The organism is Chryseobacterium sp. BIGb0232, assembly GCF_024810195.1.
GTDB lineage: Bacteria > Bacteroidota > Bacteroidia > Flavobacteriales > Weeksellaceae > Chryseobacterium > Chryseobacterium pennae.
The window spans coordinates 38,339-51,389 of record NZ_JANUEH010000008.1 but is presented as its reverse complement, the minus strand read 5'-3'; the positions used below and the strand labels follow the sequence as shown (position 1 = coordinate 51,389).

The window sequence follows — 13,051 nt, the reverse complement described above, 5'->3', positions numbered from 1 at the left end:
ATTGAAGTTAATTTTTAAGAGGATGCTGCAGATAGATAATCAGGAGATTGAGGAAAAGAAAGGGAAGTTCTATCAGTACTCCTTTGAAATCTTTATCCAAAAGATGGAAGCAGATGATCAGTAAAATTCCTGCAGCCATCAGAAAGTTTCCCCAGACAAATGTTTTGGGAAAGAGAATCAGCACGGCAGCAAGGATGGTGATGGCACCATTAATCATCAGTCCGGTTTTATCAAATCCCCATTTTCCAAACATAGTGGTCATTTCAGGTTTTCCTGAAAACATAGCAATTCCCTGTTTAATCCCCATAAAAACAGCAGTAAGAATAAGGATGGAATTAATAATTTTTAAAATCATGTCGAGTGTTTTTTGTATTAATGGAATAATAGATTAATACAAATATGCGCGAAATGAATGAAGTACGCATGGTGAGTTTTTCGGATTTTTTTTAATTTGTAGATGACAGCATAGATGTTTTGAAAAAAACTTTTAATTTAACCTCAGAGTATTGATTATTCATTTCTTATTCTAAAAAGAAAACCACAGTTTATGATACTAAACTGTGGTTTTCGATAACTAAGAACTATTTAACTACGATTCTGTCTTCAGATAGCCAAAATGCAATGCCGGTTCTTTCCCGAATAAACATGAGAAAATGTTCTGGAACTCATGGATATATTTACATTTGATGGCATTCCCGTAAATTTTCAATCCTTCCAGCATCTTTCTGGAACTCAGATCGATATCATATTTTATAAAAGTTTCCGGTCTTTCGTATCTGATGCTCTGATCCGAACTGAACGTTTTTGAAAATCCCAGCTTTTCAAGCCATTCCTCAGTTATCTTGATAGGCTTGATAGAATCTGCCGGAACTGAAATACTTTGAATATCATTTTCAATTTTAACAAAATATGCCGGTTCTATACTCTGAAAAATTTCAGTGATCGTATAAATCTGATTTTTGTACTCGACTAAGTTTTTGATTTTAAGATCTGCTACATTCATAATATTTTGAATTTTAATGGATGATATGGTGACATATAAATAGCAAATATTATGCCTTGCATTATAATGTAAAGCCGTGTTTTCGTGAATATTAGGTTAAATTTTCAATAAGAAAAATTAAGAGTATGTTAAAACAATAAGATTATAGCCATTTGGAATGAATTTCCAATAAAATAAAATGTGGTATGGATGTGGTATCAGTTTTTTTTATCTTTCGGAGATTGATTTGCTGTTGCCAGAATAAGTGCAATTACCACAGAAACAATAAGAAAAGCAATAAAGACATTCCAGGAGTAAGAATGAAGGAGATAACCTGTACCGCTTCCCAGAATACTTGATCCAAAATAATAAAACAGCCAGTAAATAGACGTAGCCGAAGACTTTCCCCGTTTGGCATAAAGGGCAGTCATCTGGCTAGCCATGGTATGAGCTGCGAAAAAAGAAAAAGTAAATAATCCAAGGCCAAAAATAAGAATATATAGATTTTCAGACAACAGTAATAAAGCTCCGACCAGCATACTTAGAATAGAGCACCTCAGAATACTATTTGAAGAAAACCTTTTGGAAAGCCGGCCAACGGTCATGGTTCCGAAAACTCCAAAGATATACATCAGGAAGATAAAAGCGATGATAAAATGACTTAGCGAGAATGGCTGAGCCTCCAGTCTGAAGGTCAGATAATTGTAAACACTCACAAAAACTCCCATAACAAGGGCTGCTATAAGATATAAGCGAAGCATATAAGGATTGGTGAGGAAAAATTTCATCTGCTTTACCTTAAGATGATAATCTGTTTTCTGTGGATTGAAAAACTTTGATTCAGGGAATAATTTCCAGAATATAGCTCCCAAAACCAGGCTTTCTATACCAATCACCAACACTGCATTCCGCCATCCAAATTCTCCGGCTAAAATGGTTGCCAGTATTCTTCCGCTCATTCCACCAATCGTATTTCCACTAAGATACATACTGATGGCAGCACCAATTACCGCGGCACTTACTTCTTCGGTAAGATAGGCCAGGGCGACGGCTGAAACACCGGAAACTACAAATCCTTTAAAAATTCCGATAGCAATCAGAAGGCTGAGGCTGGGAATCCATGTTGAAATAATAGTGAGCAGAGCGGAGGAGACCAATGAAAAAGTCATCAGTCCTTTTCTGGAATAACTATCCGCCTTAAAGGCAAAAAACAGCAGTCCCAGAGCCATTCCGATAGTGGACGATGAAACAAGAAGAGAAGTGTCTCCAACAGATACATTGAAATGCTCCGCAGCCATGGGCAGCATTGGCTGAAAAAGATAAAGCTGTGCAAATACCGACAGTCCGGAAAAGAAAATACAAAGTTTTATATATCGGAAACGTTGGCTTCCCTGATCTGCTTTTTCCAATAGATTTTTGATTTTGCAGTTAAAATGCAGTGTTTCTTAGAAAATATGGTTCTGTAAATTTCCTGATTATTTTTTAATTGTAAAAATCATTATCTCAATCATGGTGATAGGAATTGGTGATGAGGCAGGATACTGGAATAGAGAACAAAATCAATAATTTTCCAATTAATAAAATGAGATTACATTGATTCTGAAGGCTTGATAACCTCTCTCTTCCAGTTTCCTGTCTTCCAACTGTCAGTGCATCATTTCATACACCTTGATAAGCTCAGCAATATTGGCTACATCAAGTTTCTGGAAAATTCTTTTTTTATAGGTGCTTACTGTTGACATCTGGATATTGAGCCTGTTGGCAATTTCAAGGTTTCCGTTTCCATCTGCTAAAAGTTTAAAAATTTCATATTCCCGGGATGAAAGTTTCTCAGCGGGATTGCTTTTTTTATTCTGAATGATAAGTCCTATCAGCTCTGCAGGGTAGAAATAGCCTTTTTCAATCACTGTGCGTACTGCATTTTTAATTTCCTCCTCACTGCTTTGCTTGTTCAGGTAGCCCTCAGCACCTTCCCGGATGTATTGGATGGCTACATCTTTATCATATCCTGAAAATACAAGGATTTTTATATTAGCCTGTATGGCTTTAAGCTCAGAAATCATCTTTTTATATTGTGTACCCGGCATATCGATATCCAAAATAATAAGACTGTAATCCTGAGATTCCAGCATTTTCTTTACCTGCCCGTAGTTTTCCGCAAAATCTATTTTCAGTTCCGGAAATCCGGATTCAAGAACCAAAGCGGTTCCTGCTCTGACTACATAGTGATCATCAGCGATTAAGATTCTTTCATTCATAATAAGTTAGTTTTTATTGAGCATTAATTCTACAATCGTTCCCTGAGGCTGGTTGTGTCTGAAACTGATTTCTGCATTTATTTTTTTGACCAGGTGAATTACCATATGCAATCCTAATCCTTTTCCTTTAAAGCTTGGAGTTTCCAGTTTAGGGTTCCTGAACAGACTCATATACATATTGATCTGTTCATCAGGCATTCCTGTTCCCGTATCAGAAATTGTTATGGTAATATTTTGATTATTTTCTGCTGTATTAAGGTGTATCTCCCCATCAAACGTATTTTTCACAGCATTATCCAGAATATTATGAATAATAGCTGTTAGAATACTTTCGTTCACCTGGGAGTAAACATTACTTTCTGCTGCATTGATGATTGTAGTACCTCTTTCTTTTGCAATTTCACAGAATAGTTTTTTCTTGATCTCCAGGATCCTGTTGATCAGATATTTTTCTTCTTCAAAAATATTCTCAGCCTTATAAAGTTCAGTGTATTCTTTTAAATTAAGCGTAAACTGATATAGCTGCTCTGAAGACTTATAAATACTGTCGAAATATTTTTTCTGAAGTTCCAGATCATCAGATTCATGAAGTTTCTGTGAAAGCATGGCAATAAACCTGATAGGAGTAGTAATATCATGACTGATCGTCTCCACCAGCTTTTTCTGGTATTCCGTTTCTTTTCGCAGATCACTTTTTACCACTTCAAGGTTAAGTGAGGTTTCTTTCAGTTCAGAATTTTTATTGTGGACAATCTGTTTCAGTACCCTATTCTTGATTCTTAAAAAATTGGTCATTAGCTGAACAATCACAATGATGATGACAAGAATAATAATTGAAGCCGAAACCCGGAACACTAATGTCTGATAAAAGAGTGGTTTTATTTTGAACTTAATAGATTTTTGTTCAAATTTTCCATCCGGAGAAAGCAGTATTCTTACACTTAGGGTATACTCTCCAGGATCAAGATTACTGATCGTATATTTAAGTTCTTTTCCCGTAGTGACAGGCTCCCATTCAGAGTTTTCTTTTCCTGCTATCTTAGCTTCTAAATAAAGATTTTCCAGGTTAGAATAATAAGGAATGTCAATAAATATCTCTGCCGTTTTATAATTGTTTTCCAGATCCAATCTGTCATGAAAATATTCTGTTTCAGAATTTCCAATCTTTACCCGTTCTATGAATATTTTATCTTTGTCTGGGTAAAAGGTTCTGACATGGTCCGGATTGAAAAACACAAATCCATCCATGGAAGGAAATACAAAATCTCCATTTTCCAGTGCATAGGCATTAGGCTGCGAACTGCCGTTGAACTCATTGGTCAGAAATCCGTCTCTTTTCGTAAAACGATAATAATAGACAGGGTTTTTCCTATTTTGTGCATACTGCAGCAGCTGTTTCTTTGGAACTTTGAAAAGTCCGTTATTGGAAGATATCCAGTAGAAACCATTCCTGTCCTCCAAAATATAATGGGCAGTCATCAGATGGTTATTCCTGTCGGTAGGCATTTTAATGAGTTTTCTGTCTCTGAGAAGATAGAAGCCACTTTTATTGGTCATTACCCAGATCAGATTGTCCTTTGTCCTGATAATGCTTTTAACATGGATGTTTTTGTGAATGGGAGTAACTGTTTTACTTCCCAAGACTGCAGAATACAGGCCGTCACTGTTGCCCACTAAGATCTCATTTTCGCGGTATTGAAAGAAAGTGTTAACGAAACTGTCAAATTCGTAAGTATAATCAGGTTTTGAGAAAGTATCTTCTTTAAAAATCTGAAGCTGACTTTTTGAAGAATCTGAAAATGAAGCTCCATAAAGACTTCCACTCTGTAAGAAAGCCTGAAATCCATGTTTTATAAAAGTAGAATCCTTCCTTTTGTAACCAGAATCTTTGTAAAACTTAATGACGCTGCTTCTTTTCCGGATCAGTATATTTCCGGCTTTGTCATACATCATAAGATAGTTGTCATTATTACCCAAAGGATATTTCTTCACAATTCCATCTCTTCCGAATTCCGTTCCGTCTTCCGCAATGATAGTCTTCTTACTCATGGGTAGAGAAGCATAGTAAACATTATTGGAGAAGTCTTCTTTTTTCTTGGCTACATAGAAGTCGGAGAGCTTCAGTACATTTAAACCATTGTTCAGGGTTCCGAGATAAAGTTTGTTGAATTTCCATCCATAAAACATAGAACAATAGGAGTGACTTCCTATTTCATCATATTCTACAAGGAATTTCAGATCAAGTTTTTTCTCATTACCTACTACAATATAGATATTATTGTGATTGATGACAAAGGTTTGATTGGTAATCTGCTGCCAATACACTCTGGTATTTGGGTCATTAAAAAGACTTGGACCTTCATAAACAGACACCTTTCCATTATCAATAGAGTAGGTTTTTCTGTTCTTCATATCATTAATGAAAAGAACTTCATTAAATACGAACATATTGTTCAAATCTTTATTGGAAAAAGGGATGGAGATTTTGGTTTCTCTTCCTTTATGGTCTTTGTAGACAATACTGTTCTTTTCAGTAAAACTGTAAGTTGAATTTTTGAGTCTTACAAAATACTGAACGTCATTATAAAAATTACAGGCCAGGATATTATTGGCAACCCGGTGCAAAAATTCATTCCCCGTTGTGAAAGTTATTTTATCACTGCTGTGAAGTTTTGTCAGTTTAGGAAACCTGTTTTTAATAATGACTTTGTTCTCCTGGAAATCATTAAGGACGGTAATACTGTCCTGAGAAGGATCACCAATGAATTCACCAAAGTGAAGATTGTTTATTTTAAAACTGTTGAAAGTAATAAAGGAACTTCCGTCATACCGTACAATTCCGTTTTCTGTAGCGATCCAGATAAAGCCATACTTATCCTTAACAATGGCCTTTGCACTGCTTTGTGGAAGTCCGTTGTCAATATTATACCAGGTAGATGTATAGCGTTGTCCGTATATGTTGAAATATAAGCAAGTGAAAAACAATGCCCAAACTCTCATGCAAAACTGATCTTTATCTCTTGCCCTAAAGCAAAAAACGGTTAATAATAGTTTTTGTACAAGTCGAAGTTTTTTTAAAAGATAGGAACGATTGGAAATAAATTTTTGTCATTAATTCTTTGCCTCTGTGTTTTTAAGAGTTAAATAGTTTTGTTTGATGCTGTAAAAATAATGAAATTATATAGATAAATCAGTATGTTTTGATTTGTTTTATTATAAGTTTTGTCTGTATTTATTGACAATAGCACTGATATTAGTCGGCTTTTTTGTAGTAATATTTCTACATGATGGGACAATTTATTTTGCTGAATCTGTTTTTAGGAGAATTCTTAGCCTGCAGGTTTATTTCTGAAATTCTTGTTTTATATAAAAACTGAAACATTTTCATACAGCGCAGGGCAGGTTTTGGAGATGGCTTTTTATTGTTTTTTAGTTTAATTAATTATAATTCAGTAATCTAAAGCCTGAAGGTGGTCTGCCTGTCTGTTATGAAATTTACGTTGATAGTTTTCATTGATTACTATTGTTTTGTAGTAAAAATTTTACAAAAAAGTTGTGATTATTCTACATTCTTTTTTTGACTGGATTCAGAAAGGTCCATACTTTTGCAAACAGATCCTATAGCGGTATAAAAGAGTTTTTATTATGCTGATGATTCTGAAAGCACAAATGATTTCCCTCCAAAAAAAGGTCTCTTCAGGAGATCTTTTGCTTTTTAATAAAATGAAATTTGAGTAACCTGGGATCCGACAGATTTTTTAATTTTAAAAGCAGGAAAACCTTATTCTTTCTTATAGTAACCCGAAAAGTTCACCATGTTGTTTTTAATTCGTATTTTTAGATTTATAGTTTTAATTAATTATAACAAAAAAACACATGAAAAGAAGCGAAGAAATTACGACTCAATATTTTGACTTTTTGATAAACCATATCCGGCAGGTGGTTTCAGGAGAAGTTCCTGAATTTATGGAAGTAAACGAGATTGCAGGGGAACTCGCAGTATCCCACAAGCATCTTACAGATACCATTAAAAAGAAGACCGGACAGCATCCCTGCTACTTTTATGACGAAGAAATTATCCGGCAAGCCAAACAAATGTTAGTTGATTCAGATAAATCTGTTGCAGAAATTGCCCGTATTCTTACTTATGATCCTTCAAATTTTTCAAAGTTCTTTAAAAAAGTGACAGGTAAGACACCTGGTGATTTTAGAAGTTCTTCCAGTAGATGAAATTTAATTTGTTATCAAAAAACCTTATTATAGTATGGTTTTATATAATTTATTTCTTTATTTTGTGATAAATTTAGAAGGAGTATTGGTTGGTATGTTCTTGTAGCAGCAATCATGTTAATTAAATTGTATGATAATAAAAAATAATCTTTTATAAATGAGGTAGTTGTGTTGTATATGGGAATTTTTTTATGGTTTCTTTATTAATATTGCTTTATGGATTTCTTTTTTTTGTTAAATTTAAATCTAGAAAATTAATTAAATCAAAAATTAAAGAAACTACTGATATATAAATTATTTGACTTCAGAAAATATGCTTTTAATAATTTTTTAATTTCATTAAACTTTTGAAGCCTCTTGAATAGTCATATATTTGTTACATGAACCCCACTAAATAACTTAGGATGAGTATTGATTTTGCAACAGCAACATTTAAAGATTTTGAGAATATCCCAGACTACGATATTGCTCAAAGAGCAGATTATTTTTATGAGTTTCTAGATACTATGAAATCTAGAGGGCACATGAATTACAGACTGAAAAATACTTCAGGAACCGACGCAATATTAAATATTGATATTGCAGACCAGAATAAACAGTATGTAAGCTTTGTGACCAGTGATTATCTTGGATTAACACAGCACCCCAAAGTAAAACAGGCTGCTATTGATGGAATAGAAAAATATGGAACAGGTACAGGAGCATCACCTCTTATCGGGGGATACTTTGATTACCATAGTGATATAGAAAAAAAAATTGCCAATTTCTTTGGAAGAAATGAAGATGAAGTAGTGTTGTTTACTTCCGGATATACGGCTAATAGTGCCACTTTGCAGATTTTAATGCAGAAAGAGGATATTGCGATTTTAGATATGGGGGTGCATGCCAGTGTGCATGAAGGATGTGCTTTTACCAATAAAAAAACATTTCCTCATAATAATTTGGAGGCTTTGGAACATATTTTGAAGGTATGTGAAAATACGTACCGTACAAAGCTTGTTATCGTAGATGGAGTATACTCTCAGGAAGGAGATGTTTCACGCGCTAAGGAAATTTGTGATCTTGTTAAAAAATATAATGCTTATCTTCTGGTAGATGATGCACATGGAGTAGGGGTTTTAGGAGAAACCGGGAGAGGAGCTTTAGAAGATGATGCATTATTTGATAAAATAGACTTTATAACAGGAACATTTAGCAAGACTTTCGGTAATCTGGGAGGATATGTGATCGCAAACAAGAAAATTGCATCATTTCTTAAATTCCAGTCGAGACAACATATTTTCTCAGTGACGCCTCCACCTTCTTCCTTTGGAATATTGAAAGCAATTGATTTGATTGATGAAGAGCCTTTCTGGCAACAGAAACTATGGGATAACATCAATTACTTTAAAAAAGGACTTAATGATTTAGGTTTGGATACCGGGATTACCTGTTCTGCAATTATTCCGGTGAAGATCGGTGATCAGAATAAGATGTGGGATATAGGACGCATATTACTGGAAAATGGTGTTTATACCAATCCGATTATGTATCCGGCCGTAGCCAGAAAAGATGCCCGAATCAGGATGAGCGTAACAGCAAGACACGAGAAGGAGCATCTCGACAAAACTCTTAATGTCTTTGATGATATTAATAAAAAAATGCATATTGCAAAAAAATAATAAATTATGCCTAGAAAAGTAGTGCAGGGCCCTATTAGGGACAAAGAAAAAACAAAACAAAAACTGCTTGCTGCAGTTGGTAAAATTTTGAGAGTAAAAGGTTATTCCGGTCTGAAAGTAAGTAAGATCGCCGCAGTGGCCGGATTCGATAAAAAGCTTATCTATGAGTACTTTGGAAGTACAGATAAACTGATTGATGAATACATTAAATCTCAGGATTATTGGAGTAAATTCAGCCCGGATATTGAAGAAGAAATACATGTTGGAAAAGGCCAGGAGGCTTTAACCCAGGGAATTCTTGCACAATTCGAGAACCTGAAGAAAAACAAAGAGCTTCAAAAAATTATTCTTTGGGAACTTTCTGAAAGTAAGCCAATCCTTAAAAATATTCTTAAGCAAAGAGAAGAAGTAGCTGCTAATCTTTTTGAAAATGTAACAGATCCTTATTTTGGAGAAGATGCTACAAAAATCAGAGCAATGTTAGCTTTAATTGCAGCAGGAGTTTACTATCTGAATTTATTCCCTGCATACAACGGGACAGAGTTTTGTGGTATTGATATGAGAACAGACGAAGGAAGAGATGAAGTGAAAAAAGTAATTGTAGAGATTATCAACCATTACTATACTACAAAAAAATGATAGTTAAAAGTTTTCTAATTGAAACAGAATAATAATTCTTGTGGATAATTTGAAAACTTTTAATTTTCAAATTAAAACTATATTTCTTATTTTTGACCAATGGAAAATTTTATAGTATCTGCAAGAAAATATCGTCCTCAGGAATTTGACACTGTAGTAGGACAATCCCATATTACGGATACTTTAGAACATGCAATTGAAGAGAGCCAGCTAGCTCAGGCATTACTTTTCTGTGGTCCTCGTGGTGTAGGTAAAACTACCTGTGCCAGAATTCTGGCTAGAAAAATTAACGAGAAAGACGGCTCTGTTTCAGAAGATGGCTTTGCTTATAATATCTATGAACTGGATGCTGCATCCAATAACTCTGTAGATGATATCAGAGAACTGATAGATCAGGTACGCTTTGCACCTCAGGTAGGTAAATATAAAGTATATATCATTGACGAGGTTCATATGCTGTCTTCTGCCGCTTTCAATGCTTTCCTTAAAACCCTGGAAGAACCGCCGGCTCATGCCATTTTTATTTTGGCTACTACAGAAAAGCATAAAATTATTCCAACCATTTTATCCCGTTGTCAGATTTATGATTTTAAAAGAATCATGATTGAAGATATTCAGGGACATCTCAGAAATATTGCTCAGAAAGAAAATATCCAATACGAAGATGATGCCTTGTATCTGATCGCTCAGAAGGCTGATGGTGCATTAAGAGATGCACTTTCTATCTTCGACAGGCTTTCCACGTTCTCTCAGAGGAATATTACCCTGGCAAAAGCCGCCGAAGTACTGAATATTCTGGATTACGATCAGTATCTGAATATTGTGGATCTTGCCAAAGAAAATAAAATTCCTGAAGTACTTTCTGCTTTTAATGAGATTGTTAAAAAAGGTTTCGATCCCCATATTTTTATTGCTGGACTTGGAAATCATTTCCGTGATTTAATGATGGCTCAGAATACGTCTACCATAGACCTGATCGAAGTGGGTGAGAAAACAAAATCTAAGTTTGTGGAGCAAGGTCAGAAATGGTCCGCACAACTGCTGATTGATGGTATTGAGATTTGCAACCACGCAGATATTAATTATAAAAATTCCAAGAATCCAAGACTTACTGTTGAGATTGCTTTAATGCAATTGGCTTCGCTGACTGCTAATTCAGACGTTACTAAAAAAAAAAATTCCTGATACTGGCTCCGTTTCTCAGTGAGAAACAGGAAGTGAAAATTCCTGAAAAAGCTCCGGAGAAAAAAGAACCCGCTAAGACAGAACAGACCGTGCAAGTAGATAATGTACAGGCTGTTATCAGTAAAACTACAAAACCTTTATCCAGACCTGGAGCTTCCTCCGGCTTCAGTATCAATTCCTTTTTGAATAAAGAAGAGAAAGTGGTTACTGAAGAAGATGCAGTAGTGAGAACTGATCATCTTCCCAAAAACCATTTTACAGATACAGATTTGCAGATGGAATGGAAAATCATGCTTAAGCAGCTGCAGGTAAAAAATAATTTCGTTTTTAATGCCGTAAAAACCTTTAAGCTAGAGAAAAAAGAAGAGGATAAAATCAAAGTTTTGTTCCCTTCCGACTCTGCAAAAGTAGAATTTGATAAAATAAGTGGAGAATTTTTTAATCATTTCAGAAGAAAAGTTCAGAACTATTCAATTGAGGTAGAATACGTGAGGGACGTTGAAAATCTGAAGATTGAGGTAGTGACCAAAAGGAAAATATTCGAAAAATTTATTGAAAAAAATCCACTTTTGAAAGATCTTGATGATTTAATGAAGTTTGATTTGACATAATTTTTATATATTTGTCAAAGTTTTCTGCGAGAAATAACTTTTCGACAAAGACAAATTATAGTAAGAAACGCTAAAACAAAGACATTTCCAGAACAAAATGGAAAAATTATCTAATACATATCTGTCTTTCTTTGCACCCGCTAATTATTTTAGCGGTTATTTTAGCTTTTCTGCTTCTTATTTTAGAAATTTTAGAACGTATTACCGATTTTATTGGTACTGTTAATAAAATTTCTTTCCAAAAAATACAGGAGAAGTAGAGCCCTTTCATTTTCCTGATTCCTTTAAATAATTTTGAACGGCATTTTTTGAAAAGAATTATAAATTAAATTTTATGATCAAAAGGGCTATTGCTGTAGACTTAACAAAAAATATAAAAACAATAAAATTTAGAATATGAATTTAAAAGACTTAAAAAACGAGTGGATTAGTGGGCTTACACAGCCGTTAATGATTGCAGGACCTTGCAGTGCTGAAAGTGAAGCTCAGATGCTTGAAACAGCCAGAAGAATTAAAGAATCCAATGCTCAGGTATCGGTTTTCCGTGCAGGAATCTGGAAGCCTAGGACTAAACCTAATGGGTTTGAAGGAGTTGGAGTAATCGGTTTGAACTGGCTGAAAAAAGTAAAAGAAGAGTATGGTTTCAAAACAGCGACTGAAGTTGCTAATGCTCACCATGTATTTGCTGCGTTGGAGGCAGATGTAGATGTTCTTTGGATTGGTGCACGTTCTACAGTAAACCCTTTCACGGTACAGGAAATTGCAATGGCCTTAAGAGGAACAGACAAGCCGGTATTCGTTAAAAATCCTGTAAATCCGGATCTTGCTTTATGGGCTGGAGCATTAGAAAGACTTTTGGGTCAGGATATTAAAAATCTGGGAGTTATCCACAGAGGATTCTCAACATACCAAAAAACAAAATACAGAAATAACCCTAACTGGCAGATTGCTCTTGATTTCAAAAGCCAGTTCCCGAATATTCCAATGCTGATTGACCCGTCTCACATTTGCGGAAACAGAACAGGTTTGGCAGATATTACTCAGGAAGCACTTAACGTAGGTTACCAAGGAGCAATTATTGAAACCCATTCCAATCCTGATGAAGCATGGAGTGATGCAGCACAGCAGATCACCCCTGAAGTTTTGGCTGATTTGATCGGTAATTTAAAAGTAAGAAGTACAAATCTTGCAGGTTTCGAAGGTGAAATGGGAAGACACAGAACCCTGATCTCTGACCTTGATTTTCAATTAATTGAACTTCTTTCTCAAAGGATGAAAATCTCAGAAAAAATCGGGAAACTTAAAAAGGAAAACGATATTGCAATCTTCCAGCCCGAACGTTGGAAAGTGATTACAGAATACGCAACCCAAAAAGCAAAAGAAACAGGAATGTCTCAGGACTTTATTGAGAAAGTATTCAAAGCAATTCACGAAGAATCTATTGAAGTACAGAACAGTATTATGATCGATAAGAAATAAACTGTC

At 34.8% G+C, this 13,051-nt stretch carries 11 protein-coding genes; 6 read left to right on the top strand and 5 right to left on the bottom strand.

What is annotated here, in order from left to right:
- Positions 1-7: 7 nt before the first annotated feature.
- From M2372_RS17100 to M2372_RS17080, 5 genes are all read right to left on the bottom strand, one after another.
- Positions 8-355: a DoxX family protein gene (locus M2372_RS17100; protein ID WP_115969035.1), complete on the bottom strand. Its 348-nt coding sequence runs from the start codon at positions 353-355 to the stop codon at positions 8-10.
- 234 nt (positions 356-589) lie between these two features.
- On the bottom strand, positions 590-1,003 hold the full coding sequence (locus M2372_RS17095) for a hypothetical protein (protein ID WP_115969033.1): 414 nt from the start codon (positions 1,001-1,003) through the stop codon (positions 590-592).
- Positions 1,004-1,200: 197 nt separating this feature from the next.
- Entirely contained in the window at positions 1,201-2,391 is a 1,191-nt protein-coding gene (locus M2372_RS17090; protein WP_228455705.1) for an MFS transporter, read from the bottom strand.
- 237 nt (positions 2,392-2,628) lie between these two features.
- On the bottom strand, positions 2,629-3,240 hold the full coding sequence (locus M2372_RS17085; RefSeq protein ID WP_123319422.1) for a response regulator transcription factor: 612 nt from the start codon (positions 3,238-3,240) through the stop codon (positions 2,629-2,631).
- A 6-nt stretch (positions 3,241-3,246) separates the two neighbouring features.
- Complete coding sequence (locus M2372_RS17080) at positions 3,247-6,240, bottom strand: HAMP domain-containing sensor histidine kinase (protein WP_123319421.1); 2,994 nt, start codon at positions 6,238-6,240, stop codon at positions 3,247-3,249.
- An 876-nt stretch (positions 6,241-7,116) separates the two neighbouring features.
- On the opposite strand from M2372_RS17080, the gene M2372_RS17075 reads away from it, so the two are divergent.
- From M2372_RS17075 to M2372_RS17050, 6 genes are all read left to right on the top strand, one after another.
- The gene (locus tag M2372_RS17075; RefSeq protein ID WP_115969022.1) at positions 7,117-7,470 is read left to right on the top strand and encodes an AraC family transcriptional regulator; all 354 of its coding nucleotides are present in this window, start codon (positions 7,117-7,119) and stop codon (positions 7,468-7,470) included.
- Positions 7,471-7,874: 404 nt separating this feature from the next.
- The gene (locus tag M2372_RS17070) at positions 7,875-9,131 is read left to right on the top strand and encodes an aminotransferase class I/II-fold pyridoxal phosphate-dependent enzyme (RefSeq protein WP_115969019.1); all 1,257 of its coding nucleotides are present in this window, start codon (positions 7,875-7,877) and stop codon (positions 9,129-9,131) included.
- Between the two features lie 6 nt (positions 9,132-9,137).
- Positions 9,138-9,770 carry a TetR/AcrR family transcriptional regulator gene (locus tag M2372_RS17065; protein WP_115969016.1) on the top strand — a complete coding sequence of 211 codons (633 nt, stop codon included), beginning with the start codon at positions 9,138-9,140 and terminating at the stop codon, positions 9,768-9,770.
- Positions 9,771-9,869: 99 nt separating this feature from the next.
- On the top strand, positions 9,870-10,955 hold the full coding sequence (gene dnaX, locus M2372_RS17060; protein ID WP_123319420.1) for a DNA polymerase III subunit gamma/tau: 1,086 nt from the start codon (positions 9,870-9,872) through the stop codon (positions 10,953-10,955).
- Between the two features lie 32 nt (positions 10,956-10,987).
- On the top strand, positions 10,988-11,566 hold the full coding sequence (locus tag M2372_RS17055) for a hypothetical protein (protein WP_228455704.1): 579 nt from the start codon (positions 10,988-10,990) through the stop codon (positions 11,564-11,566).
- Positions 11,567-11,962: 396 nt separating this feature from the next.
- The gene (locus tag M2372_RS17050) at positions 11,963-13,045 is read left to right on the top strand and encodes a chorismate mutase (protein WP_115969011.1); all 1,083 of its coding nucleotides are present in this window, start codon (positions 11,963-11,965) and stop codon (positions 13,043-13,045) included.
- Positions 13,046-13,051: the final 6 nt, after the last annotated feature.

Excerpts from the sequence above, each read along its gene's own strand:
- M2372_RS17095 (WP_115969033.1), bottom strand. The coding sequence starts at position 1,003 with ATGAATGTAGCAGATCTTAAAATCAAAAACTTAGTCGAGTACAAAAAT.
- M2372_RS17080 (WP_123319421.1), bottom strand. The coding sequence starts at position 6,240 with ATGAGAGTTTGGGCATTGTTTTTCACTTGCTTATATTTCAACATATAC.
- M2372_RS17070 (WP_115969019.1), top strand. The coding sequence starts at position 7,875 with ATGAGTATTGATTTTGCAACAGCAACATTTAAAGATTTTGAGAATATC.
- M2372_RS17065 (WP_115969016.1), top strand. The coding sequence starts at position 9,138 with ATGCCTAGAAAAGTAGTGCAGGGCCCTATTAGGGACAAAGAAAAAACA.
- M2372_RS17100 (WP_115969035.1), bottom strand. The coding sequence starts at position 355 with ATGATTTTAAAAATTATTAATTCCATCCTTATTCTTACTGCTGTTTTT.
- M2372_RS17075 (WP_115969022.1), top strand. The coding sequence starts at position 7,117 with ATGAAAAGAAGCGAAGAAATTACGACTCAATATTTTGACTTTTTGATA.
- M2372_RS17085 (WP_123319422.1), bottom strand. The coding sequence starts at position 3,240 with ATGAATGAAAGAATCTTAATCGCTGATGATCACTATGTAGTCAGAGCA.
- dnaX (WP_123319420.1), top strand. The coding sequence starts at position 9,870 with ATGGAAAATTTTATAGTATCTGCAAGAAAATATCGTCCTCAGGAATTT.
- M2372_RS17050 (WP_115969011.1), top strand. The coding sequence starts at position 11,963 with ATGAATTTAAAAGACTTAAAAAACGAGTGGATTAGTGGGCTTACACAG.